The organism is Escherichia sp. WS2035 (assembly GCF_046487065.1).
Lineage (GTDB): Bacteria > Pseudomonadota > Gammaproteobacteria > Enterobacterales > Enterobacteriaceae > Escherichia > Escherichia coli.
In genome coordinates, this window is the sequence record NZ_JBJQKD010000002.1 from 41,076 (window position 1) to 65,824 (window position 24,749).

General features: G+C 51.1%; 24 protein-coding genes. 16 read left to right on the forward strand and 8 right to left on the reverse strand.

Features of this window, described 5'->3' with window-relative positions; all coding sequences use genetic code 11:
- Positions 1–9: 9 nt before the first annotated feature.
- From hisQ to hisP, 3 genes are read left to right on the forward strand one after another with little or no spacing between them, the layout of a single operon-like run.
- Entirely contained in the window at positions 10–696 is a 687-nt protein-coding gene (gene hisQ, locus ACJHX4_RS05010; RefSeq protein ID WP_000965530.1) for a histidine ABC transporter permease HisQ, read from the forward strand.
- On the forward strand, positions 693–1,409 hold the full coding sequence (locus tag ACJHX4_RS05015) for an ABC transporter permease (protein WP_000569958.1): 717 nt from the start codon (positions 693–695) through the stop codon (positions 1,407–1,409). The genes hisQ and ACJHX4_RS05015 overlap by 4 nt, the downstream gene beginning before the upstream one ends.
- 7 nt (positions 1,410–1,416) lie before the next feature.
- Positions 1,417–2,190, forward strand: coding sequence for a histidine ABC transporter ATP-binding protein HisP (hisP, locus tag ACJHX4_RS05020; protein WP_001293592.1), 774 nt, complete (start codon positions 1,417–1,419; stop codon positions 2,188–2,190).
- A gap of 158 nt (positions 2,191–2,348) precedes the next feature.
- Here the strand turns inward: hisP and ACJHX4_RS05025 are convergent, their stop codons facing one another.
- The 3 genes from ACJHX4_RS05025 to yfcG are packed head-to-tail and all read right to left on the reverse strand — an operon-like array spanning position 2,349 to position 4,329.
- The gene (locus ACJHX4_RS05025; protein ID WP_001028309.1) at positions 2,349–3,242 is read right to left on the reverse strand and encodes a TIGR01777 family oxidoreductase; all 894 of its coding nucleotides are present in this window, start codon (positions 3,240–3,242) and stop codon (positions 2,349–2,351) included.
- Positions 3,243–3,262: 20 nt separating this feature from the next.
- Positions 3,263–3,625 (reverse strand): dihydroneopterin triphosphate 2'-epimerase, encoded by a 363-nt coding sequence (folX, locus tag ACJHX4_RS05030; protein WP_000068458.1) that lies wholly within the window; start codon positions 3,623–3,625, stop codon positions 3,263–3,265.
- Positions 3,626–3,681: 56 nt separating this feature from the next.
- Positions 3,682–4,329, reverse strand: coding sequence for a GSH-dependent disulfide bond oxidoreductase (gene yfcG, locus ACJHX4_RS05035; protein WP_000566494.1), 648 nt, complete (start codon positions 4,327–4,329; stop codon positions 3,682–3,684).
- Between the two features lie 135 nt (positions 4,330–4,464).
- Between yfcG and yfcF the strand changes: the two genes are divergently transcribed.
- Genes yfcF through yfcD form a run of 3 tightly spaced genes read left to right on the forward strand, consistent with a single transcriptional unit; the run spans position 4,465 to position 6,316 of the window.
- Positions 4,465–5,109, forward strand: a complete 645-nt coding sequence (gene yfcF, locus ACJHX4_RS05040) for a glutathione transferase (protein WP_000042440.1) — start codon at positions 4,465–4,467, stop codon at positions 5,107–5,109.
- 55 nt (positions 5,110–5,164) lie between these two features.
- Complete coding sequence (gene yfcE / locus ACJHX4_RS05045; RefSeq protein WP_000772452.1) at positions 5,165–5,716, forward strand: phosphodiesterase; 552 nt, start codon at positions 5,165–5,167, stop codon at positions 5,714–5,716.
- 57 nt (positions 5,717–5,773) lie between these two features.
- Positions 5,774–6,316 carry an NUDIX hydrolase YfcD gene (gene yfcD / locus ACJHX4_RS05050; RefSeq protein ID WP_000437935.1) on the forward strand — a complete coding sequence of 181 codons (543 nt, stop codon included), beginning with the start codon at positions 5,774–5,776 and terminating at the stop codon, positions 6,314–6,316.
- Between the two features lie 32 nt (positions 6,317–6,348).
- Here the strand turns inward: yfcD and yfcC are convergent, their stop codons facing one another.
- The 3 genes from yfcC to ackA form a co-directional block, all read right to left on the reverse strand.
- On the reverse strand, positions 6,349–7,869 hold the full coding sequence (gene yfcC / locus ACJHX4_RS05055) for a putative basic amino acid antiporter YfcC (RefSeq protein ID WP_001274489.1): 1,521 nt from the start codon (positions 7,867–7,869) through the stop codon (positions 6,349–6,351).
- Positions 7,870–8,058: 189 nt separating this feature from the next.
- A complete protein-coding gene (pta, locus tag ACJHX4_RS05060) occupies positions 8,059–10,203 on the reverse strand; it encodes a phosphate acetyltransferase (RefSeq protein WP_000086709.1) in 2,145 nt (714 codons plus the stop codon).
- A gap of 74 nt (positions 10,204–10,277) precedes the next feature.
- Entirely contained in the window at positions 10,278–11,480 is a 1,203-nt protein-coding gene (ackA, locus tag ACJHX4_RS05065) for an acetate kinase (protein WP_000095707.1), read from the reverse strand.
- Positions 11,481–11,817: 337 nt separating this feature from the next.
- Here ackA and yfbV point away from each other — a divergent pair, with 337 nt between their 5' ends.
- The 4 genes from yfbV (at position 11,818) to ACJHX4_RS05085 (ending at position 15,430) form a co-directional block, all read left to right on the forward strand.
- Complete coding sequence (gene yfbV / locus ACJHX4_RS05070; RefSeq protein ID WP_000106627.1) at positions 11,818–12,273, forward strand: terminus macrodomain insulation protein YfbV; 456 nt, start codon at positions 11,818–11,820, stop codon at positions 12,271–12,273.
- Positions 12,274–12,355: 82 nt separating this feature from the next.
- Entirely contained in the window at positions 12,356–12,850 is a 495-nt protein-coding gene (locus tag ACJHX4_RS05075) for a YfbU family protein (protein WP_000426124.1), read from the forward strand.
- Between the two features lie 10 nt (positions 12,851–12,860).
- Entirely contained in the window at positions 12,861–13,511 is a 651-nt protein-coding gene (hxpA, locus tag ACJHX4_RS05080) for a hexitol phosphatase HxpA (RefSeq protein WP_001203415.1), read from the forward strand.
- Between the two features lie 86 nt (positions 13,512–13,597).
- A complete protein-coding gene (locus tag ACJHX4_RS05085) occupies positions 13,598–15,430 on the forward strand; it encodes an SLC13 family permease (RefSeq protein WP_001012895.1) in 1,833 nt (610 codons plus the stop codon).
- 58 nt (positions 15,431–15,488) lie between these two features.
- On the opposite strand, the gene yfbR is transcribed toward ACJHX4_RS05085, so the two are convergent.
- The gene (yfbR, locus tag ACJHX4_RS05090) at positions 15,489–16,088 is read right to left on the reverse strand and encodes a 5'-deoxynucleotidase (RefSeq protein ID WP_000813854.1); all 600 of its coding nucleotides are present in this window, start codon (positions 16,086–16,088) and stop codon (positions 15,489–15,491) included.
- An 83-nt stretch (positions 16,089–16,171) separates the two neighbouring features.
- Positions 16,172–17,389: an alanine transaminase AlaA gene (gene alaA / locus ACJHX4_RS05095; RefSeq protein WP_000074527.1), complete on the reverse strand. Its 1,218-nt coding sequence runs from the start codon at positions 17,387–17,389 to the stop codon at positions 16,172–16,174.
- Between the two features lie 919 nt (positions 17,390–18,308).
- On the opposite strand from alaA, the gene lrhA reads away from it, so the two are divergent.
- From lrhA to nuoF, 6 genes are all read left to right on the forward strand, one after another.
- Entirely contained in the window at positions 18,309–19,247 is a 939-nt protein-coding gene (lrhA, locus tag ACJHX4_RS05100; protein ID WP_000622291.1) for a transcriptional regulator LrhA, read from the forward strand.
- A gap of 629 nt (positions 19,248–19,876) precedes the next feature.
- Entirely contained in the window at positions 19,877–20,320 is a 444-nt protein-coding gene (gene nuoA, locus ACJHX4_RS05105) for an NADH-quinone oxidoreductase subunit NuoA (RefSeq protein WP_000062996.1), read from the forward strand.
- Positions 20,321–20,335: 15 nt separating this feature from the next.
- The gene (gene nuoB, locus ACJHX4_RS05110; RefSeq protein WP_000386733.1) at positions 20,336–20,998 is read left to right on the forward strand and encodes an NADH-quinone oxidoreductase subunit NuoB; all 663 of its coding nucleotides are present in this window, start codon (positions 20,336–20,338) and stop codon (positions 20,996–20,998) included.
- A 93-nt stretch (positions 20,999–21,091) separates the two neighbouring features.
- Complete coding sequence (gene nuoC / locus ACJHX4_RS05115; RefSeq protein WP_000247881.1) at positions 21,092–22,894, forward strand: NADH-quinone oxidoreductase subunit C/D; 1,803 nt, start codon at positions 21,092–21,094, stop codon at positions 22,892–22,894.
- 2 nt (positions 22,895–22,896) lie between these two features.
- Entirely contained in the window at positions 22,897–23,397 is a 501-nt protein-coding gene (nuoE, locus tag ACJHX4_RS05120) for an NADH-quinone oxidoreductase subunit NuoE (RefSeq protein ID WP_000545042.1), read from the forward strand.
- On the forward strand, positions 23,394–24,731 hold the full coding sequence (nuoF, locus tag ACJHX4_RS05125; RefSeq protein WP_000789507.1) for an NADH-quinone oxidoreductase subunit NuoF: 1,338 nt from the start codon (positions 23,394–23,396) through the stop codon (positions 24,729–24,731). Before nuoE ends, nuoF begins: the two co-directional genes overlap by 4 nt.
- The last annotated feature ends 18 nt before the right edge of the window (positions 24,732–24,749 follow it).

Here is a 24,749-nt window from a genome sequence, read left to right on the forward strand (position 1 = left end):
ACAGGCAGCATGTTGTATGGGTTTTCAAGTGTTATTTTACAGGGTGCGCTCGTCACGCTGGAGCTGGCTATCAGCTCTGTAGTGCTCGCTGTAATCATCGGTTTAATTGGCGCTGGCGGTAAGCTCTCACAAAATCGGCTTTCGGGCCTTATTTTCGAAGGGTACACCACGCTGATTCGAGGCGTGCCGGATTTAGTATTGATGCTGCTGATTTTCTACGGTTTGCAGATTGCGCTAAACACGGTGACGGAGGCGATGGGCGTCGGGCAGATTGATATTGATCCGATGGTCGCAGGTATTATCACTCTCGGTTTTATCTACGGTGCTTATTTTACCGAAACGTTTCGTGGCGCGTTTATGGCAGTGCCGAAAGGACATATAGAGGCGGCGACGGCGTTCGGTTTTACTCGTGGGCAAGTGTTTCGGCGGATCATGTTTCCGGCGATGATGCGTTACGCCCTGCCAGGCATTGGCAACAACTGGCAGGTGATCCTCAAATCTACCGCACTGGTTTCGTTACTCGGCCTGGAAGATGTGGTCAAAGCCACGCAGCTGGCAGGCAAAAGTACCTGGGAACCGTTCTATTTCGCTATCGTCTGCGGCGTGATTTATCTTGTTTTCACCACCGTTTCCAATGGTGTGCTGCTGTTCCTTGAGCGCCGCTACTCCGTGGGTGTGAAGAGGGCTGACCTGTGATCGAAATCTTACATGAATACTGGAAACCACTGCTGTGGACTGACGGTTATCGCTTTACTGGCGTGGCGATCACCCTGTGGCTGCTGATTTTGTCGGTAGTGATAGGCGGAGTTCTGGCGCTGTTTCTGGCGATTGGTCGCGTCTCAAGTAATAAATACATCCAGTTTCCAATCTGGTTATTTACCTATATTTTTCGCGGTACGCCGCTGTATGTTCAGTTGCTGGTGTTCTATTCCGGCATGTACACGCTGGAGATTGTTAAGGGAACCGAGTTCCTTAACGCCTTTTTTCGCAGTGGCCTGAACTGTACCGTGCTGGCGCTGACGCTTAACACCTGCGCTTACACTACCGAGATTTTTGCCGGGGCAATCCGTTCAGTGCCGCATGGGGAAATTGAAGCCGCCAGAGCCTATGGCTTCTCGACCTTTAAAATGTATCGCTGCATTATTTTGCCTTCTGCGCTGCGTATTGCGTTACCGGCATACAGCAACGAAGTGATCCTGATGCTGCACTCTACTGCGCTGGCATTTACTGCCACGGTGCCGGATCTGCTGAAAATTGCCCGCGATATTAACGCCGCCACATATCAACCTTTTACCGCTTTCGGCATTGCCGCGGTGCTCTATTTAATCATCTCTTATGTTCTGATCAGCCTCTTTCGTAGAGCTGAAAAACGCTGGTTGCAGCATGTGAAACCTTCTTCAACGCACTGAGAATACGATGTCCGAGAATAAATTAAACGTTATCGATTTGCACAAACGCTACGGCGAACACGAAGTGCTGAAAGGGGTCTCATTGCAAGCGAATGCCGGAGATGTCATAAGCATCATCGGATCGTCGGGATCGGGGAAAAGTACCTTTCTGCGCTGCATTAACTTCCTCGAAAAACCGAGCGATGGATCGATCGTGGTCAATGGCCAGACGATCAATCTGGTGCGCGATAAAGATGGTCAACTCAAAGTCGCCGATAAAAATCAGCTGCGCTTATTGCGCACACGCCTGACGATGGTATTTCAGCACTTCAATCTCTGGAGCCATATGACGGTGCTGGAAAACGTCATGGAAGCGCCGATTCAGGTGTTGGGCCTGAGCAAGCAGGAAGCGCGCGAGCGGGCGGTGAAGTATCTGGCAAAAGTCGGGATAGACGAACGTGCGCAGGGGAAATACCCGGTGCACCTGTCCGGTGGTCAGCAACAGCGTGTTTCTATCGCGCGGGCGCTAGCGATGGAACCGGAAGTTTTACTGTTTGATGAACCTACTTCAGCGCTCGATCCTGAACTGGTAGGCGAAGTGTTGCGTATTATGCAGCAACTGGCAGAAGAGGGGAAAACCATGGTGGTAGTGACTCACGAAATGGGCTTTGCTCGTCATGTTTCTACTCACGTCATTTTCCTCCATCAGGGGAAAATAGAAGAAGAAGGGGCGCCGGAGCAGTTATTCGGTAACCCGCAAAGCCCTCGTCTGCAACAGTTCCTTAAAGGTTCGCTGAAATAATTTCCTCTCCGGTGGTTAACGCTGCCGGAGTATTTCATGGGGAATTTGCGAGTCCGCTTCCGCTGAAATGTAAAAGTTGCAGTCCGCTAAAAATAGTTCTGAATTATCTATATTTATTCATCAGCGTTTCCGCTGGCGGATGTTTGCAGTAAACCACATCAGCGAACGACATCCGCCAGCGCCTCTTCTAAATCGTACCAGCGAAACGCAAAACCCGCTTCTTCCAGCTTTTTTGGCAGCGCGCGTTGTCCACCTAATACCAGTACTGAAGATTCGCCCATTAACAGTCGAATGGCGGTCGCGGGGACGCGCAAAATGGTCGGGCGATGCAGCGCATGACCGAGCGCATGGGCAAATTGTTCATTGCGTACCGGGTAGGGCGAAACCATATTAAATGGCCCGCGCAGCTCGTTATCCAGCAGCCAGAGAATGCCGTTGACCATATCATCAATATGAATCCAGGCCAGATACTGCCGACCGGAGCCAATCGGCCCGCCCAGGCCAAAACGAAATGGCGGCAGCATTTTACCGAGGATACCACCGTCTGGTGCCAGCACTACGCCGGTACGCAGCAGGCACACTCGCGTTTTGTCACTTTGCGCCCGACAGGCAATCTCTTCCCAGCGGGCGCAGAGTTTATGGGTAAATTCGTTATGCGGCGGTTCCTCTTCGGTAACCACCACTTCACCTAAGTCGCCATAATAGCCCGTTGCCGAGCCGGAAATGAGTACCGACGGTGGCGTGTCGCTGGCATTAATCAAATCGACCAGTTTTTGCGTGGTATTCCAGCGGCTTTGGCAGAGACGCTCTTTTCGCTCGTGAGTCCAGCGTTTATCAGCAATCGGTTCTCCGGCCAGGTTGATTACCGCATCAACGCCGTTGAGGTTGCTTTGTTCGGCAAGCCCTTGCCATAGTGTCACTCGGGGGCCGAGAACGGAACTGGCTTTCTGCGGGTTACGCGTCACTACCGTGATTTGATGGCCCAGGTCCAGCAAACGTGGAATCAAATGGCGACCAATTAATCCCGTCCCTCCGGTGATCACTATGTTCATGCAGCCTCCCGATATGGTGGTTAACGCTGCCAGCTTAAGGTCATGGATACCGAATCGGTGTAGCGCAGCGCGTGCAGTTTATCGATCTCCACTTCAGCATACGTCACCCAGTGATGTTCGCGTGCGATATCGAGCACATCCTGAGTTAATTTTTCCAGCAAAGAGAAACGGTTATTCTCTACATGCTGAATAATGTTTTTCGTTACGGTGCGATAATTCAGCGCATCGTTGATATCTTCGCTAGTGCGCGCTTTATCGGCGGGGTAGTGGATCGTCACATTGATAACAATATCCTGACGGTTGTTAATTTCTTCTTCCTTAATTCCGATAAACGTACGTAAACGAAGGTTCTTTATACGAATAATAGCGGCAGGTTGTGCCATTGCAGGTTCTCCGTTGTTTTACTTAGAATGAAATAATACACGAGAACCTGTTTCTGTTAACTATCCGAACGCTCATCACCGTGTTGTGCTTTTAGCAGTGCCTGCCCGGTGGCAGGGCGCGAACGGATCCGCTCATGCCAGTTCTTGACTGCCGGATACATTGCGAGGTCAATTCGCTGGCGAGTCCAGGCATTAACCCACGGCCAGCAGGCAATATCCGCAATGCTGTAGTTCTCGCCTCCCAGCCAGGGCGAATTTTCCAGCCGCTTGTTCAGTACATGGTACAGACGCTGAGTTTCAACCTGATAACGTTCAATAGCGTAAGGAATGGTTTGGGGGGCTGCGTGATTAAAATGATGATTTTGCCCAAGCATCGGCCCCAGTCCGCCTACCTGCCAGAATAACCACTGTAATGTGACGGCGCGTTCACGCGTTTCATGATTCAAAAAGAGTCCCGTTTTCTCAGCCAGATACAACAAAATGGCACCAGACTCAAAGAGGCTTAGCGGTTCGCCGCCATCGGCTGGAGAATGATCAACAATTGCCGGAATTTTGTTGTTAGGCGAAATGCGCAAAAATTCCGGGCGAAACTGACCTCCTTTCCCCAGGTCTACCTTTATCAAGCGATAATCCAGCCCTGCTTCTTCGAGAAACAGCGTAATTTTGTGACCATTGGGTGTCGGGGCGAAATAGAGATCGATCATTGCAGCTCCGGTTGTCTAATCATCTGAACACCACAAGTATAGAAAGCGCGGCGACTTGCGTGAGTATTCGTCACGTGACAGTGACAAAAAGGCTCTATAGTTTGATAGCAAGCCCCCTTTATTGCCGAGGACATAATGAGTAAACCCGCTATTACGCTTTGGTCAGATGCCCATTTTTTCTCCCCTTATGTGTTATCCGCCTGGGTGGCGTTGCAGGAGAAAGGCCTGTCGTTTCATATCAAGACCATCGACCTCGACAGCGGTGAACATTTGCAGCCGACGTGGCAAGGTTACGGTCAGACACGCCGTGTGCCGTTATTACAAATCGATGATTTTGAGTTGAGTGAATCTTCTGCCATTGCGGAGTATCTGGAAGATCGATTTGCGCCACCGACCTGGGAACGTATTTATCCGCTTGATTTAGAAAATCGTGCGCGTGCACGACAGATTCAGGCCTGGCTGCGCAGCGATCTGATGCCCATCCGCGAAGAACGCCCGACGGATGTTGTCTTTGCGGGGGCGAAAAAAGCGCCACTAACGGCCGAGGGAAAAGCCAGTGCAGAGAAACTGTTCGCGATGGCAGAGCATTTGTTAGCACTGGGTCAGCCGAATTTATTTGGTGAATGGTGCATTGCTGATACTGATCTGGCGCTAATGATTAACCGCCTGGTACTACATGGCGATGAGGTGCCGGAACGCCTGGTGGATTATGCGACATTCCAGTGGCAGCGAGCGTCTGTCCAGCGTTTTATTGCACTTTCGGCGAAGCAATCTGGCTGATAGCAACGACAGAATCCAGTATCATAGCTTACGTTTTTTCGACGAGGAGTGAGTGATGAAACTGATGTTTGCATCGGACATTCATGGGTCGTTACCGGCGACGGAACGTGTTCTGGAGTTGTTTGCCCAAAGCGGTGCCCAGTGGCTGGTGATCCTTGGCGACGTGTTGAATCATGGCCCGCGTAATGCTTTACCGGAGGGTTACGCGCCAGCCAAAGTCGCTGAACGGCTTAATGAAGTGGCACATAAGGTTATCGCTGTGCGCGGCAACTGCGACAGCGAAGTGGATCAAATGCTGCTGCATTTCCCGATAACCGCGCCGTGGCAACAGGTATTACTGGAAAAACAACGTCTGTTTTTGACGCATGGTCATCTTTTTGGCCCGGAAAATCTACCTGCTTTAAACCAGAACGATGTGCTGGTGTACGGTCATACCCATCTGCCAGTGGCAGAACAGCGGGGGGAGATTTTCCACTTCAACCCCGGCTCGGTGAGTATTCCGAAAGGCGGTAATCCGGCGAGTTATGGCATGCTGGATAATGACGTACTTAGTGTAATCGCACTCAATGATCAAAGTATCATTGCGCAGGTCGCGATTAATCCGTAATTTACCCACAACTCAAAATGCGCCGTAAGAGCGCCAGAAAAAGAAGGTTTCCTGATAATGGAACAGCGTCGTTTGGCAAGTACTGAATGGGTGGATATTGTCAATGAAGAGAACGAAGTCATTGCACAAGCCAGCCGGGAACAAATGCGGGCACAGTGTCTGCGTCATCGTGCAACTTATATCGTCGTGCATGATGGCATGGGCAAAATTCTGGTCCAGCGTCGTACCGAGACAAAAGACTTTTTACCCGGCATGTTAGATGCGACCGCAGGCGGTGTAGTCCAGGCCGATGAGCAGCTGCTGGAATCCGCGCGTCGCGAAGCGGAAGAAGAGTTGGGCATTGCCGGTGTCCCCTTTGCCGAGCACGGGCAGTTCTATTTCGAAGATAAAAATTGCCGTGTCTGGGGCGCGTTGTTCAGCTGCGTCTCTCACGGTCCCTTCGCTCTACAGGAAGATGAAGTCAGTGAAGTTTGCTGGCTGACGCCGGAAGAAATCACCGCACGCTGCGATGAGTTCACTCCAGACTCGCTGAAAGCGCTGGCGTTGTGGATGAAGCGCAATGCCAAAAATGAAGCCGTCGAGACTGAAACGGCAGAATGAAAAAAGAGCCGCAATCGCGGCTCTTAACATTTTTAGTGGTAGCCCATCAACTGAGCGCCGATCACCACGACGCTGGACATAATAAACAGCAGTCCAAGCAGGGTCGCACCCACCTTCAGCCAGTTACGGAAGTCCACCCGGCAAACACCGAGCGTCGCCATTAACGAAGCTGAGGTTGGGTAAATGATGTGGCTGAAGCCATCACCAAACTGGAACGCCAGCACGGTAACCTGACGGTTAACACCGACCAGATCGCCAAGCGGTGCCAGTAACGGCATGGTTAACGCCGCCTGACCAGAACCGGACGTCACGAAGAAATTAAATACCGCCTGGAAGAGCAACATAAACCAGGCCGCGACTGCGTTATCCAGACCGCTAATGGCATTGGCAATGCTGTTGAGGATGGTATTTAACACGCTGGCATCACCCGCTTCACCATTACCGACCAGCAGCAAAATCCCTTTGGCGAAACCCACCAGCAGGGCAGGGGCGATCATCATTCGCGCCCCTTCGGTAAAGGATGAAGCCATGGTATTAACCGTCATGCCGTTAAGGCGGAAAACAACGCCGATGATGCCAATCACCAGACCCATGGTGAAGAACTGGCTGGCAATTTCAGGAATAAACCAGGCATTAACGATCACGCCCCAAATAACCCAGACCATTACGGCGGTCAGGACAATCAATACCAGCCAGTCACCAAAGGTAAACGGACGTTGTTCAACATCAGCCTGCTTTTCACGAAAGAAGCGGTCGGACTCATGCACGCGTGACAGAAGAGGATTCTTTTTCACTCGTGAGGCGTACACCATGGTAAAGATCAGGCCAATCAGAGTGGCGATAACCCACACCACGATGCGCAACCCGGAGCCAGAAAGCACCGGAACGCCGGCAATACCCTGAGCAACAACCACACAAAACGGGTTCATCCACGAACTGGCAAAACCGATTTGCGTGGCAATATAGGTCACAAGGACGGTGGTAATACTGTCATAGCCCAGCCGGACCATTAGCGGTGCGATGATAATGGCAAAGGCGACGGCCTCTTCTCCCATACCAAATATTGCGCCGCCAAGTGAAAACAGAATAAACAGCGCAGGAATAAAGAGAATTTCATTTCCGCGGGTATGGCGAATAAGCGCCAGGATACCGTTATCAATGGTTCCTGTACGCATCACAATGCCAAACGCGCCGCCAATCACCAGCATAAACATGATGATGCCAACGGCTGTCCCGTATTTCGATCCTGAGGTTAACCCTTCAAACGGGAAGTTCATCAGACCCGGGCGTTCATCGCCCGTCGTGAACAGCTGTACGCGGTGATACTCAGGTTCGCCTGCTTCGTTAGTCAGAATGCGAAATGAGTGTGGATCTACGACTTTGCGTGTTTTTGTTTGACCATCAACCTGATACTGCACTTCCTGACTGTCAAACATGCCCACCGGAACTACCCAGGTGGCAAGGCTGGTTAAAATGGCAACAAAAAAGATAATCACCAACGTATCGGGCATTGCCCATCTTCTTGTTGGTTTAGATTCAGTGATTGCGGACATAGCGCAAATATTCCCTTGCACAAAACAAAGTGGTAAGTATGCAAAGTGAGATGGCGCAATTCATTGATGCAGCGCAGTTAAGCAAGATAATCAGAAAGGATTAATGCAAATTAAGAGAATAAAAAACCGGAAATAGTGACTATTTCCGGTTCAGATATCCGCAGCGCAAAGCTGCGGATGATGACGAGATTACTGCTGCTGTGCAGACTGAATTGCAGTCAGCGCGATGGTGTAGACGATATCATCAACCAGTGCGCCACGGGACAGGTCGTTAACCGGCTTGCGCATGCCCTGCAGCATCGGTCCGATAGAGATCAGGTCAGCAGAACGCTGTACCGCTTTGTAGGTGGTGTTACCGGTGTTCAGATCCGGGAAGATGAACACGGTAGCGCGACCTGCAACCGGAGAGTTCGGTGCTTTGGATTTCGCAACGTCAGCCATTACCGCAGCGTCGTACTGCAGCGGACCGTCGATCATCAGATCAGGACGTTTTTCCTGCGCCAGACGAGTTGCTTCGCGAACTTTTTCTACGTCGCTACCAGCACCAGAAGTACCGGTGGAGTAGGAGAGCATAGCAACGCGCGGTTCGATACCGAAGGCCGCAGCGGAATCAGCGGACTGAATCGCGATTTCTGCCAGCTGTTCTGCGGTCGGATCCGGGTTGATCGCACAGTCACCGTAAACGTAAACCTGTTCCGGCAACAGCATGAAGAACACGGAAGATACCAGGGAGCTGCCCGGTGCAGTTTTGATCAGTTGCAGCGGCGGACGGATGGTGTTTGCGGTGGTGTGAACAGCACCGGAAACCAGACCATCAACTTCATCTTGTTCCAGCATCAGCGTACCGAGAACCACGTTGTCTTCCAGCTGTTCGCGGGCAACGGTTTCGGTCATGCCTTTGTTCTTACGCAGTTCGACCAGACGACCAACATAGTTTTCGCGAACCACTTCTGGATCAACGATTTCAATGCCTGCACCCAGTTCTACACCCTGAGAGGCTGCAACACGGTTGATCTCTGCCGGATTACCCAGCAGTACGCAAGTTGCGATACCACGTTCAGCACAGATAGCGGCTGCTTTAACGGTACGCGGTTCGTCACCTTCCGGCAGAACGATACGTTTGCCCGCTTTGCGCGCAAGTTCAGTCAGCTGATAACGGAACGCTGGCGGAGACAGACGACGGCTGCGCTCAGAAGTGGCAGTCAGAGAATCGATCCAGTCAGCGTTGATGTAGTTAGCAACGTATTCCTGAACTTTCTCGATACGCTCGTGATCGTCAACCGGAACTTCCAGGTTGAAGCTCTGCAGGCTCAGAGAAGTCTGCCAGGTGTTGGTGTTCACCATAAATACCGGCAGGCCGGTAGCGAAAGCACGTTCGCACAGTTTAGAAATGCGCGCGTCCATTTCGTAGCCGCCAGTCAGCAGCAGGGCACCGATTTCTACGCCGTTCATGGCAGCCAGGCAAGCGGCAACCAGCACGTCAGGGCGGTCTGCGGAAGTCACCAGCAGAGAACCGGCACGGAAGTGCTCCAGCATGTGCGGAATGCTGCGTGCGCAGAAAGTGACGGATTTAACGCGGCGAGTATTGATGTCGCCTTCGTTGATGATGGTCGCATTCAGGTGGCGAGCCATATCGATCGCACGAGTCGCGATCAGGTCAAAGCTCCACGGCACAGCGCCGAGAACCGGCAGCGGGCTGGATTCTTGCAGCTTCGCCGGATCAACGTTGTTCACTTTTGCTTTGGTGGAGTCGTCAAAAATCTCGGACAGATCCGGACGGGTACGACCCTGCTCATCAACCGGAGCGTTCAGTTTGTTAACGATAACGCCGGTAATATTGGTGTTTTTTGCACCGCCGAAGCTGTTGCGAGTCAGTTCGATACGCTCTTTCAACTGTTCCGGAGTATCAGTGCCCTGAGACATAACGAAGACGATTTCTGCGTTCAGCGTTTTGGCGATTTCGTAGTTCAGAGACTGGGCAAACTGGTGCTTACGTGTCGGGACCAGACCTTCCACCAGAACGACTTCAGCGTCTTTGGTGTTAGCGTGGTAGTTCGCGATGATCTCTTCCATCAGCACATCTTTCTGATTGCTGGAAAGCAGACCTTCAACGTAGCTCATTTTCAGCGGTTCAGCGGCCGTCGTGGTGGAAGAGTTCGCACGCACGATAGTCGTAGTCTGATCGGGCGCATCGCCACCGGTACGCGGCTGAGCGATAGGTTTGAAAACGCTCAGACGAACGCCTTTGCGTTCCATTGCACGGATCACGCCAAGGCTGACGCTGGTCAGACCGACGCTGGTTCCGGTAGGGATCAGCATAATAATACGGGACACGGTTTATCCTCTTTCGTTACCGCCGATTTGGCGGGTTACAAAACAGCACCGCCAGCTGAGCTGGCGGTGTGAAATCAGGCAGTCAGGCGGCTCGCGTCTTGCGCGATAACCAGTTCTTCGTTGGTTGGGATAACCACCGCAGGACGGGTACCTTCTTTGTTGATGAAACCAGATTTGCCGAAACGTGCAGCCAGGTTGCGTTCATGATCAACTTCAAAGCCCAGCACGCCCAGTTTGCCCAGAGACAGTTCACGAACCATCGCGGCATTTTCACCGATACCACCGGTGAATACAACAGCGTCCAGACGACCATCCATCAGCGCAGTGTAGGCACCGATGTATTTGGCCAGGCGGTGGCAGTAAACGTCCATTGCGCGCTTCGCGTCTTCTTTCGTCGCGTAGTTGTCTTCAACATAGCGGCAGTCGCTGGTCACTTCGGTCAGACCCAGCAGGCCAGACTCTTTGGTCAGCAGTTTGTTGATTGCGTCAACGCTCATGCCCAGGGTGTCGTGCAGGTGGAAGATGATCGCCGGATCGATATCACCAGAACGGGTACCCATGACCAGACCTTCCAGCGGGGTCAGGCCCATAGAGGTGTCAACGCATTTACCGTTGCGGATAGCAGAAACGGAACCACCGTTGCCCAGGTGGCAGGTGATGATGTTCAGTTCTTCTACCGGTTTGTTCAGCATTTTTGCCGCTTCCTGGGTTACATAGAAGTGGCTGGTGCCGTGCGCGCCGTAACGACGGATGCCGTGCTCTTTGTACAGGTTGTACGGCAGGGCGTAGAGATAAGACTCTTCCGGCATAGTCTGGTGGAATGCGGTGTCAAATACAGCAACGTTTTTGTCTTTCAGCTGTGGGAAAGATTTCAGAGCTTCTTCGATACCGATCAGGTGAGCCGGGTTGTGCAGCGGTGCAAAAGAAGCTGCATCTTTGATACCCTGAATAACAGACTCATCAATCACTACGGAGCTGGTATACTTTTCGCCGCCGTGTACGATACGGTGACCGATAGCAGTCAGCTGCGCAGACAGTTCTGGTTTTTGTGCCAGAATAGTATTAACGATAAAGTTGAGCGCTTCGCTGTGAGCGGCGCCTGCACCTAAAGCCGCTTCCTGTTTATTGCCGTCCATTTTCCATTTGATACGTGCTTCGGGCAGGTGGAAACATTCGGCTAAACCAGAAAGGTACTCTTCACCATTTACTGCATCGATGATGGCAAATTTCAGTGAAGAACTACCGCAGTTCAGAACCAGTACTAACTTACTCGACATGGAAGTACCTATAATTGATACGTGGCTAAAAAAACGTCAGGGAGCCATAGAGCGTAGCGCATGATGACACCGACATTTATGATTAACATCATGCACTGCAAATTTTTTTTGCATGATGGAAGAAATATCTTGAGTCTATGCCATTTTGCGTAATTTTCAGCCAATGGCATAATGTATATGAATTTGACGACTCAATGAATATGTACTACTTAGGCCTTCAGGCTGCTAAAGGATACCTGATAGTGGGTATGGAAGACAAAATGTTTTGAACGTTGTCCCGCTGAGTTGTGAATTTGCACAAATTTTTGAATCTTTATATGTGAAGTTGAGGTGAAGCATGTCAACGCCGGATAATCGTTCTGTTAATTTTTTTAGCTTGTTTCGCCGGGGACAGCATTACTCAAAGACGTGGCCGCTGGAAAAACGCCTTGCCCCAGTCTTTGTCGAAAATCGCGTTATCAAGATGACGCGTTATGCGATCCGTTTTATGCCGCCGATCGCCGTATTTACTCTCTGCTGGCAGATTGCCCTGGGCGGTCAGCTTGGGCCGGCAGTTGCCACTGCGCTGTTCGCCTTAAGTTTACCCATGCAGGGATTGTGGTGGCTGGGCAAGCGTTCTGTAACGCCATTACCTCCTGCAATCCTCAACTGGTTTTATGAAGTTCGCGGTAAATTGCAGGAGTCTGGACAGGTGTTGGCACCCGTTGAAGGCAAGCCTGATTACCAGGCATTAGCTGACACGCTTAAGCGTGCCTTCAAACAACTGGATAAAACTTTCCTTGATGATTTGTAATTGACCCCTGATTACGCATATAAAAGAAGGCATACTCAGCCTTCTTTTTTTTCACCGTAGTAGAGTGATACAGGAGTCAATAATGGAAATGACCAACGCGCAACGTCTTATTTTGTCTAACCAGTACAAGATGATGACTATGCTCGATCCGGCAAATGCTGAACGTTACCGTCGCCTGCAAACAATCATTGAGCGTGGTTATGGATTACAGATGCGTGAACTGGATCGCGAGTTTGGCGAGCTGAAAGAAGAAACCTGCCGCACTATCATCGACATTATGGAGATGTATCATGCGTTGCATGTTTCCTGGTCTAATTTGCAGGACCAGCAATCCATCGATGAACGTCGTGTCACCTTCCTCGGCTTTGACGCCGCCACTGAAGCACGTTACCTCGGTTATGTCCGCTTTATGGTTAATGTGGAAGGGCGCTATACCCATTTTGACGCTGGAACTCACGGTTTTAACGCCCAGACGCCAATGTGGGAAAAATATCAGCGCATGCTTAATGTGTGGCATGCCTGCCCGCGTCAGTACCATTTGAGCGCCAACGAAATTAATCAAATTATTAACGCCTGAGGAGGCCCGCGTGCGGTGCAAAGGTTTTCTGTTTGATCTTGATGGAACGCTGGTGGATTCCCTGCCTGCGGTAGAACGGGCGTGGAGCAACTGGGCCAGACGTCATGGGTTATCGCCGGAAGAGGTGCTGGCTTTCATTCACGGTAAACAGGCGATCACCTCTCTGCGCCATTTTATGGCGGGCAAATCCGAGGCAGACATTGCCGCCGAGTTTACGCGTCTGGAACACATCGAGGCCACGGAAACCGAAGGTATTACCGCGCTTCCGGGGGCAATCGCCTTACTCAATCATTTGAATAAAGCAGGTATTCCGTGGGCTATTGTGACTTCTGGCTCCATGCCGGTAGCGCGAGCGCGTCATAAAATAGCGGGGCTTCCCGCGCCAGAGGTGTTTGTAACCGCTGAGCGGGTGAAGCGCGGAAAACCAGAACCTGATGCGTATCTGTTAGGCGCGCAGCTGCTGGGGCTTGCGCCGCAGGAGTGTGTTGTGGTGGAAGATGCTCCCGCTGGCGTGCTTTCAGGTCTGGCGGCGGGTTGCCATGTTATTGCGGTTAATGCCCCGGCAGATACCCCGCGCCTGAATGAAGTCGATTTAGTCCTCCACAGTCTGGAGCAAATTACTGTGACCAAACAGCCAAATGGCGATGTTATTATTCAGTGAAACACCTGATCATGATTTAGCCCCGTCTCGTCGGGGCTTTTTTATGGCAGAATCAAGTTATCCCCCTCAATTAACAAGGATAAGTTGTGAACGGTGAATTGATTTGGGTTCTTTCATTACTGGCCGTTGCCATCGTCTTGTTTGCGACGGGCAGAGTGCGTATGGATGCGGTCGCTTTGTTTGTTATTGTCGCGTTTGCATTAAGCGGAACGCTGACGGTCCCCGAAGTATTTTCCGGCTTTTCCGATCCTAACGTTGTCCTGATTGCCGCCTTGTTCATTATTGGCGATGGTTTGGTCCGTACCGGTGTTGCCACTGTAATGGGGACATGGCTGGTCAAAGTGGCGGGCAACAGTGAAATCAAAATGTTGGTTTTGTTGATGCTGACCGTCGCGGGACTTGGCGCGTTTATGAGTTCAACCGGCGTTGTCGCTATCTTTATCCCCGTGGTGTTAAGCGTTGCCATGCGTATGCAAACGTCGCCGTCGCGTCTGATGATGCCGTTAAGTTTTGCCGGGCTGATAAGCGGCATGATGACGCTGGTGGCGACGCCGCCGAACCTGGTAGTCAACAGTGAATTACTGCGTGAAGGCTATCACGGCTTCAGTTTCTTTAGCGTAACACCTATTGGCCTGGTCGTGCTGGTGCTGGGTATTTTGTATATGTTAGTGATGCGTTTCATGCTGAAAGGGGATACCCAGACCCCACAACGCGAAGGCTGGACGCGCCGAACCTTTCGCGATCTTATCCGTGAATATCGACTGACCGGGCGTGCGCGACGTCTGGCTATTCGCCCCGGATCGCCAATGATTGGTCAACGACTGGACGATCTCAAATTACGTGAACGTTATGGTGCTAACGTCATCGGTGTTGAACGCTGGCGGCGTTTTCGTCGCGTTATCGTGAACGTTAATGGGGTTTCTGAATTTCGCGCGCGTGACGTTTTGCTTATTGATATGTCTGCGGCTGATGTCGATCTCCGGCAATTTTGTAGTGAGCAATTGCTGGAGCCGATGGTACTGCGCGGCGAGTATTTTTCTGACCAGGCCCTTGATGTGGGCATGGCAGAGATTTCATTAATTCCTGAGTCAGAACTTATTGGTAAATCGGTGCGCGAAATTGGTTTTCGTACCCGCTACGGATTGAATGTGGTGGGGCTAAAGCGCAATGGTGTGGCGCTGGAAGGTTCGCTGGCGGATGAGCCTCTGCTGCTGGGCGATATCATTCTGGTTGTTGGTAACTGGAAACTGATCGGTATGCTGGCCAAACAGGGCCGCGACTTCGTGGCGCTGAACTTACCGGAAGAGGTGAGTGAAGCATCGCCCGCGCACAGCCAGGCACCCCATGCCATTTTCTGTCTGGTGCTAATGGTGGCGTTAATGCTGACCGATGAAATTCCTAATCCTGTTGCCGCTATCATCGCCTGCCTGCTGATGGGGAAATTCCGCTGTATCGATGCCGAAAGTGCCTATAAATCCATTCACTGGCCGAGCATTATTTTGATCGTTGGGATGATGCCGTTTGCTGTGGCATTACAGAAAACGGGAGGTGTCGCGCTGGCGGTGAAAGGGCTGATGGACATTGGCGGCGGTTATGGGCCACATATGATGCTGGGTTGTTTGTTTGTCTTGTCGGCGGTTATTGGGCTATTTATTTCTAATACTGCGACGGCGGTGTTGATGGCTCCGATTGCGCTGGCTGCTGCCAAAACGATGGGGGTGTCGCCTTATCCATTTGCGATGGTCGTGGCGATGGCAGCATCCGCCGCCTTTATGACACCGATATCTTCACCTGTTAACACACTGGTTTTAGGTCCGGGGAATTACAGCTTCAGTGACTTTGTTAAGTTGGGGGTACCGTTCACCATTATCGTGATGGCGGTTTGTGTGGTGATGATCCCGATGCTGTTTCCGTTTTGACAAGAGCCTGATGTCGCATCCGGCGCTTATTGCCTGATGCGACGCAGACTCCAGCTGCTTACAGCGGTGAATCCTGGCTAATCTCATCGAGCGAAAGATGGAAGCTGGGAACAAATACTTCCATGAAGTAGTCCATCTCCTGGCTGCGACGCGCTTCAAGCGTCGCTTCCAGTCGCGTTTTTGCCAGCAAGAATTCATTATTTCCGGCCGCGAGTTCTTCCAGACATTTCAGATATGCACACAGTGCATCTGCCTGTTTCACCAGCGATTTTTCTTCATCGCTATATGCATGCTCGTCAATTAACGGCGCAAAGATATCCTGTAGCTCTTCCGGAACCATATCGACCAGTTTTTGCTGAGCGATTTTTTCAATAGCCTTGTATTCCTGAGCGATTTGCGAATTGAAGTATTTCACCGGAGTAGGGAGATCTCCGGTGAGCACTTCTGAAGCATCGTGGTACATCGCCAGTAAAGCGATACGTTCGGCGTTGACATTACCGCCAAATTTACGATTTTTGATAGCTGCCAGCGCATGGGCGACCATCGCTACCTGCAAACTGTGTTCGGACACATTTTCCGTCCGCACGTTGCGCATTAGCGGCCAGCGGTTAATGAGTTTCAGGCGGGAGAGATGGGCAAAAAAATGGCTCTGTTTCATAGTGACCTTACGTATGATGACATCATCAGGTCATTGTGGCGGGATAACACTGCCGGATGCAATCTCCGGCAGTGAAATTAAGATTACAGCTGATGATAACCAGAAAGGAAACGCGCGAACTTACTCAAAGACAGCTCGATATCATCGACACGCGGTAGCGTGACAATGCGGAAGTGATCCGGCCACGGCCAGTTGAATGCCGTCCCTTGCACCAACAGGACTTTTTCCTGCAACAGGAAATCCAGCACCATTTTCTGATCGTCGTGAATGTTAAAGCGTTTGGCGTCGATTTTCGGGAACATATACAGCGCACCACGAGGTTTCACGCAGGAAACGCCCGGAATATCGTTGATCAATTCCCACGCGCGGTTACGCTGCTCATAAAGACGACCGCCAGGGGTAATAAATTCACTGATGCTCTGATAACCACCCAGTGCGGTCTGAATGGCGTGTTGCGCAGGAACGTTAGCACACAGGCGCATTGAAGCCAGCATTTCCAGACCTTCGATGTAACCTTTAGCGTGTTTTTTCGGCCCGTTCAACACCATCCACCCCTGACGGAAGCCTGCAACGCGGTACGTTTTCGACAGTCCGTTAAAGGTAATGGTCAGCAGGTCAGGTGCAAGCGGCGCAATGGAGTGATGCTCAGCGTCGTCGTAGAGAATTTTGTCATAAATTTCATCGGCAAAGATAATGAGATTATGCTGACGTGCAATCTCCACAATCTCCATTAAAAGCTCTTTGGAATATACCGCGCCGGTTGGGTTATTTGGGTTGATAATAACGATCCCACGCGTACGAGGCGTAATTTTAGCGCGAATATCATCGAGGTCCGGGAACCAGTCAGAGGATTCATCGCAAAGATAATGCACCGCTTTACCGCTGGAGAGTGAAACCGCCGCGGTCCATAGTGGGTAATCAGGTGCAGGAACCAACATTTCGTCCCCGCTGTTCAGCAATGCTTGCATTGCCTGAACGATAAGCTCCGATACACCATTGCCGATGTAAATATCTTCCACGGTAACATCACGCATGCCACGAGCCTGGTAGTGCTGCATGATGGCTTTACGCGCGGAGTAAAGACCTTTGGAATCGCAATACCCTTGAGCGGTAGGCAGGTTGCGTATCACGTCAACGAGAATTTCATCTGGCGCGTCAAAACCGAACGGGGCAGGGTTGCCGATGTTCAGTTTCAGAACCTTGTTACCTTCTTCTTCCAGGCGTTTTGCTTCTTTCAGCACCGGACCACGGATGTCATAACAGACATTCTCTAATTTGCTGGATTTTTCAATGGGGGACATGAATCTTGACCTTTTTTGCTGTTATCGCCACTCCCTGCCGTGGAAGTCAGCTTAGAACAATGTACTCCCCCAGGACGGTGTTTTGAAGGTCTGCAGAATAAGATTTTGCCAGAGGGGAAGGCTCGATTGTGCTGTTAATAACTTAATAATGGCAAAATAATGAGGTGCATATGCTTAATAAGTAATGTTATGTAGTGAATTGTTCTGATTCTTAATTGTAAGTGTGGTTTTTTTATCTGTAAGATAATTGTGTGAAAATGCCTCGTTTAAGAATTCACTACTGAATCGCGATGATGATATTTCCGCATTACGGAGAGTTTAACAGCGTGATGATTTCCGAGGTGTCACAATGGGGGCAAGGTGTGAAACTATTGTTAAGCGGAATTAATGAATGGGGATGAAGCTAATTAATTATTATTTAATATTCAAAAAGGTTTTGTTGTGCTTATTAATAATAGAAGATTACTTTGCCTAACATAACATAACTTTGCATCAGATAATTCGCAATGACCCTTATAAATAAAAGGTTTTTGGGGTAAAATGCTTGCATAAATGACGGATCCCTGCTCTTGATGCCGCCTCACCATTGCTGTTTGTACGTGTTCGCGTATGACCAGCGATGCTGTACGAGAGTGGAACAAGGACTCACATTTACATTTATACAAACACGCGCATGTCATAAATAGAAAAGAGTGAGTAACTTAATAGATATGCGATCCCTGAAGATATATTCTGTGATCTACTTCAGGCATTATAACGGAACAATGTGAGTCGCTTTTTTAGTGCAACTCATATGCATTTTTACTTTCGTCCGGGTTCCGGATGAAACTGCCAGGGAGGCACATTACAAATGGAATTGCTTGTTTGTGTGTGCACAGCATTAACCAGCTCAGTATGAGCCGCCAGTAAGTGATAATATATGATAAGTGCAAATCGTCCGATAATTAACCTCGACCTCGATCTGCTGAGAACATTTGTTGCTGTTGCCGATCTGAACACTTTTGCTGCCGCAGCTGCCGCTGTGTGTCGTACTCAGTCCGCCGTAAGTCAGCAAATGCAGCGTCTGGAACAACTCGTTGGGAAAGAACTGTTCGCTCGTCACGGTCGCAACAAACTGTTAACTGAACATGGCATTCAACTTCTTGGTTACGCCAGGAAAATCCTGCGTTTTAATGATGAGGCCTGCTCATCATTAATGTTCAGTAATCTTCAGGGCGTGTTAACTATCGGTGCTTCAGATGAATCTGCCGATACGATCTTACCTTTCCTGTTAAATCGCGTGAGTTCGGTTTATCCGAAACTAGCGCTGGATGTCCGCGTTAAACGTAATGCCTACATGGCAGAAATGCTGGAATCCCAGGAAGTGGATTTGATGGTAACCACCCATCGTCCTTCTACCTTTAAGGCATTGAACCTGCGTACCTCGCCAACACACTGGTACTGCGCAGCGGAATACGTATTGCAAAAAGGTGAGCCGATCCCTCTTGTGTTGCTGGATGATCCAAGTCCGTTTCGCGATATGGTGCTGGCGACGCTTAATAAAGCAGATATTCCCTGGCGACTGGCTTATGTCGCCTCGACGCTTCCGGCCGTTCGTGCGGCAGTGAAAGCCGGTCTTGGCGTGACGGCAAGGCCGGTCGAGATGATGAGTCCGGACCTGCGTGTGCTGAGTGGAGTAGATGGCTTACCGCCGCTACCTGATACCGAATATTTGCTGTGCTATGACCCGTCCAGTAATAATGAGCTGGCCCAGGTGATCTATCAGACGATGGAGAGCTACCATAATCCGTGGCAATACAGCCCAATGTCTGCTCCGGAAGGAGATGACTCATTGTTGATTGAAAGGGATATCGAGTAATCGACGGACGATAGATAATTCCTGAGACAATAGTGTAAAAACGAACCGCTGGGTTTATTTTAAACCCCAGCGGCTTTTTTTTAGTAAAAAGCCTTCCTCGTATCGTGCAGAACGTATAAAACTGTTCATTTTTCAATCACCAGAGATTCACGCCCCGTACGCACAAATAATCACCTGAAAAAAATCTCCTGCTACAATAATGTTAAAAAATACGTGAATTTGTTGCTGCGTTTTTGTTATAGAATGACAAAAGCGTGTCACAGATCAAGAAAATACTCTCTTTTGGGGGGAGGAATCGACACAAATTCCTGTCAAAATAGACCCGTATTTTTTCCATTGCTTCACAACGGACACGATTCAACAACATCTAATTTTCCTGGAGTCGTCAATGATCTGGGGAGAAAGGGCGCCAAATGCAAATGTTGTTGTCATTGTGTAAATCAGTGTGAAGAAACCTTTGTTAAAGTTGACAAAAGGTTATAGAAAGGAGTAAAAGACCACATCAATTAGCTGTATAAAATAGTTTCTGCAGTTATTGTAAGGTTTTTTTTATTCCTCCCCATGAATCGATGTGGCGTCCATCTGCCGTGAAGAGCAGTGAATCTGGCGCTACTTTTGATGAGTAAGCAATGAGTATGTCAACATCCACTGAAGTCATCGCTCATCACTGGGCATTCGCTATCTTTCTTATCGTTGCCATTGGCCTGTGTTGCCTGATGCTGGTAGGCGGTTGGTTTTTAGGCGGTCGCGCACGCGCGAGGTCAAAAAACGTTCCGTTTGAATCCGGTATCGACTCGGTCGGCTCCGCCCGCTTACGCCTGTCCGCCAAGTTTTATCTGGTGGCCATGTTCTTCGTTATCTTCGACGTTGAAGCGCTGTATCTGTTCGCATGGTCAACCTCTATCCGCGAAAGCGGCTGGGTAGGCTTTGTGGAAGCTGCAATTTTTATTTTTGTGTTACTGGCAGGTCTGGTTTATCTGGTGCGTATTGGCGCGCTGGACTGGACGCCCGCGCGTTCACGCCGCGAGCGTATGAACCCGGAAACGGACAGTATCGCTAATCGTCAACGCTAACCGCGAGGCATTAAGATGGATTATACGCTCACCCGCATAGATCCCAACGGTGAGAACGACCGTTACCCCCTGCAAAAGCAGGAGATCGTAACCGACCCTCTGGAGCAAGAAGTTAACAAAAACGTGTTTATGGGCAAGCTCAATGACATGGTTAACTGGGGTCGTAAAAACTCAATTTGGCCGTATAACTTCGGCCTTTCCTGCTGTTACGTTGAGATGGTGACTTCGTTTACCGCGGTGCATGACGTGGCGCGTTTTGGCGCTGAAGTATTGCGTGCTTCGCCGCGTCAGGCTGACCTGATGGTGGTTGCAGGAACCTGCTTTACCAAAATGGCACCGGTTATTCAGCGTTTGTATGACCAGATGCTGGAACCAAAATGGGTTATCTCAATGGGTGCCTGTGCCAACTCCGGCGGTATGTACGATATTTATTCCGTTGTGCAGGGCGTTGATAAATTCATCCCGGTTGATGTGTATATCCCGGGCTGTCCGCCGCGTCCTGAAGCGTACATGCAGGCACTGATGCTGTTGCAGGAATCTATCGGTAAAGAACGTCGTCCGCTCTCCTGGGTGGTTGGCGATCAGGGCGTTTATCGCGCCAATATGCAATCAGAGCGCGAACGCAAGCGCGGTGAACGCATTGCCGTAACCAACCTGCGTACACCTGACGAGATTTAATTTGCGCCTGTCGGCAAAGGGAATTTTCTTCGCTTATTCCTAAATCTATTTCGCGAAGCTTACTGCGCCGACAGTCACCACGGACCATTTGCAATGGTGAACAATATGACCGACTTAACCGCGCAAGAACCCGCCTGGCAGACCCGCGATCATCTTGATGATCCGGTGATTGGCGAACTGCGCAACCGTTTTGGGCCGGATGCCTTTACTGTTCAGGCGACTCGCACCGGGGTTCCCGTTGTGTGGATCAAGCGTGAACAATTACTGGAAGTGGGCGATTTCTTAAAGAAACTGCCGAAACCTTACGTCATGCTGTTTGACTTACACGGCATGGACGAACGTCTGCGCACACACCGCGAAGGGTTACCTGCCGCGGATTTTTCCGTTTTCTACCATCTGATTTCTATCGATCGTAACCGCGACATCATGCTGAAGGTGGCGCTGGCAGAAAACGACCTGCACGTACCGACCTTTACCAAACTATTCCCGAACGCTAACTGGTATGAGCGTGAAACCTGGGATCTATTTGGCATTACATTCGACGGTCACCCGAACCTGCGCCGCATCATGATGCCGCAAACCTGGAAAGGTCACCCGCTGCGTAAAGATTACCCGGCGCGCGCTACCGAATTCTCGCCGTTTGAGCTGACCAAAGCCAAACAGGATCTGGAGATGGAAGCCCTGACCTTCAAACCGGAAGAGTGGGGGATGAAGCGCGGCACCGAAAACGAGGACTTCATGTTCCTCAACCTCGGTCCGAACCACCCGTCTGCGCACGGTGCTTTCCGTATCGTTTTGCAGCTTGATGGCGAAGAGATTGTCGACTGCGTACCAGACATCGGTTACCACCACCGTGGCGCTGAGAAAATGGGCGAACGCCAGTCCTGGCACAGCTACATTCCGTATACCGACCGTATCGAATACCTCGGCGGCTGCGTTAACGAAATGCCTTATGTGCTGGCGGTAGAGAAACTGGCTGGGATCACCGTGCCGGATCGCGTTAACGTCATTCGCGTAATGCTCTCCGAACTGTTCCGCATCAACAGTCACCTGCTGTATATCTCCACCTTTATTCAGGACGTCGGCGCGATGACGCCAGTGTTCTTCGCCTTTACCGATCGTCAGAAAATTTACGATCTGGTGGAAGCAATCACTGGTTTTCGTATGCACCCGGCGTGGTTCCGTATTGGCGGCGTAGCGCACGACCTGCCGCGCGGCTGGGATCGCCTGCTGCGTGAGTTCCTCGACTGGATGCCTAAACGTCTGGCGTCTTACGAGAAAGCGGCGCTGCAAAACACCATTCTGAAAGGTCGTTCCCAGGGCGTTGCCGCCTATGGCGCGAAAGAGGCGCTGGAGTGGGGCACCACTGGCGCGGGCCTGCGTGCTACCGGGATCGACTTCGACGTGCGTAAGGCGCGTCCTTATTCTGGCTATGAAAACTTCGACTTTGAAATCCCGGTGGGTGGTGGTGTTTCTGACTGCTACACCCGCGTAATGCTGAAAGTGGAAGAGCTGCGCCAGAGTCTGCGCATTCTTGAGCAGTGCCTCAACAACATGCCGGAAGGCCCGTTCAAGGCGGATCATCCGCTGACCACGCCGCCGCCGAAAGAGCGCACGCTGCAACATATCGAAACCCTGATCACCCACTTCCTGCAAGTGTCGTGGGGTCCGGTGATGCCTGCCAATGAATCCTTCCAGATGGTTGAGGCGACCAAGGGGATCAACAGTTACTACCTGACCAGCGACGGCAGCACCATGAGTTATCGCACCCGTATCCGTACGCCGAGTTATGCGCATTTGCAGCAAATTCCGGCGGCGATCCGCGGCAGCCTGGTGTCTGACCTGATTGTTTATCTGGGCAGTATCGATTTTGTTATGTCAGATGTGGACCGCTAATTATGCACGAGAATCAACAACCACAAACCGAGGCTTTTGAGCTGAGTGCGGCAGAGCGTGAAGCGATTGAGCACGAGATGCACCACTACGAAGACCCGCGTGCGGCGTCCATTGAAGCGCTGAAAATCGTTCAGAAGCAGCGTGGCTGGGTGCCGGATGGCGCGATCCACGCGATCGCCGATGTGCTGGGTATTCCGGCGAGCGACGTCGAAGGCGTGGCAACGTTTTATAGCCAGATCTTCCGTCAGCCAGTAGGCCGCCATGTGATCCGTTATTGCGACAGCGTGGTCTGTCATATCAACGGTTACCAGGGTATTCAGGCGGCGCTGGAGAAAAAACTGAACATCAAACCAGGGCAAACGACATTTGACGGTCGCTTTACGCTGCTGCCAACTTGCTGCCTGGGGAACTGTGATAAAGGGCCAAACATGATGATCGATGAGGACACTCACGCGCATCTGACCCCGGAAGCGATCCCTGAACTGCTGGAGCGGTATAAATGAAAAACATTATCCGTACTCCCGAAACGCATCCGCTGACCTGGCGTCTGCGCGATGACAAACAGCCAGTGTGGCTGGACGAATATCGCAGCAAAAACGGTTACGAAGGCGCGCGTAAGGCGCTGACCGGGCTGTCTCCGGACGAAATCGTTAATCAGGTAAAAGACTCTGGTCTGAAAGGGCGCGGCGGCGCGGGCTTTTCTACTGGCCTGAAGTGGAGCCTGATGCCGAAAGACGAATCCATGAACATCCGTTACCTGCTGTGTAATGCCGATGAAATGGAGCCGGGCACCTATAAAGACCGTCTGCTGATGGAGCAACTACCGCACCTGCTGGTGGAAGGTATGCTCATTTCTGCGTTTGCGCTGAAAGCGTATCGTGGCTACATCTTCTTGCGTGGCGAATATATTGAAGCGGCAGTGAATCTGCGCCGTGCCATTGCCGAAGCCACCGAAGCGGGTCTGCTTGGCAAAAACATTATGGGAACAGGTTTCGATTTCGAACTGTTCGTCCATACCGGGGCAGGGCGCTACATCTGCGGTGAAGAAACAGCGTTAATCAACTCCCTGGAAGGGCGTCGCGCTAACCCACGCTCGAAGCCGCCCTTCCCGGCAACCTCCGGTGCATGGGGTAAACCAACCTGCGTTAACAACGTCGAAACCCTGTGTAACGTTCCGGCGATCCTCGCTAACGGCGTGGAGTGGTATCAGAACATCTCGAAAAGTAAAGATGCTGGCACCAAGCTGATGGGCTTCTCCGGTCGGGTGAAAAATCCGGGTCTGTGGGAACTGCCGTTCGGCACCACCGCGCGTGAAATCCTTGAAGATTACGCTGGTGGTATGCGTGACGGCCTGAAATTCAAAGCCTGGCAGCCAGGCGGCGCGGGCACCGACTTCCTGACCGAAGCGCACCTTGACCTGCCGATGGAATTCGAAAGTATCGGTAAAGCGGGAAGCCGTCTGGGTACGGCGCTGGCGATGGCGGTTGACCACGAGATTAACATGGTGTCGCTGGTGCGTAACCTGGAAGAGTTTTTCGCCCGTGAGTCCTGCGGCTGGTGTACGCCATGCCGCGACGGTCTGCCGTGGAGCGTGAAAATTCTGCGTGCGCTGGAGCGTGGTGAAGGTCAGCCGGGCGATATCGAAACACTTGAGCAACTGTGTCGATTCTTAGGTCCGGGTAAAACTTTCTGTGCCCACGCACCTGGTGCAGTGGAGCCGTTACAGAGCGCCATCAAATATTTCCGCGAAGAATTTGAGGCGGGAATCAAACAGCCGTTCAGCAATACCCATTTGATTAATGGGATTCAGCCGAACCTGCTGAAAGAGCGCTGGTAACCGAATTTCGATTAACGC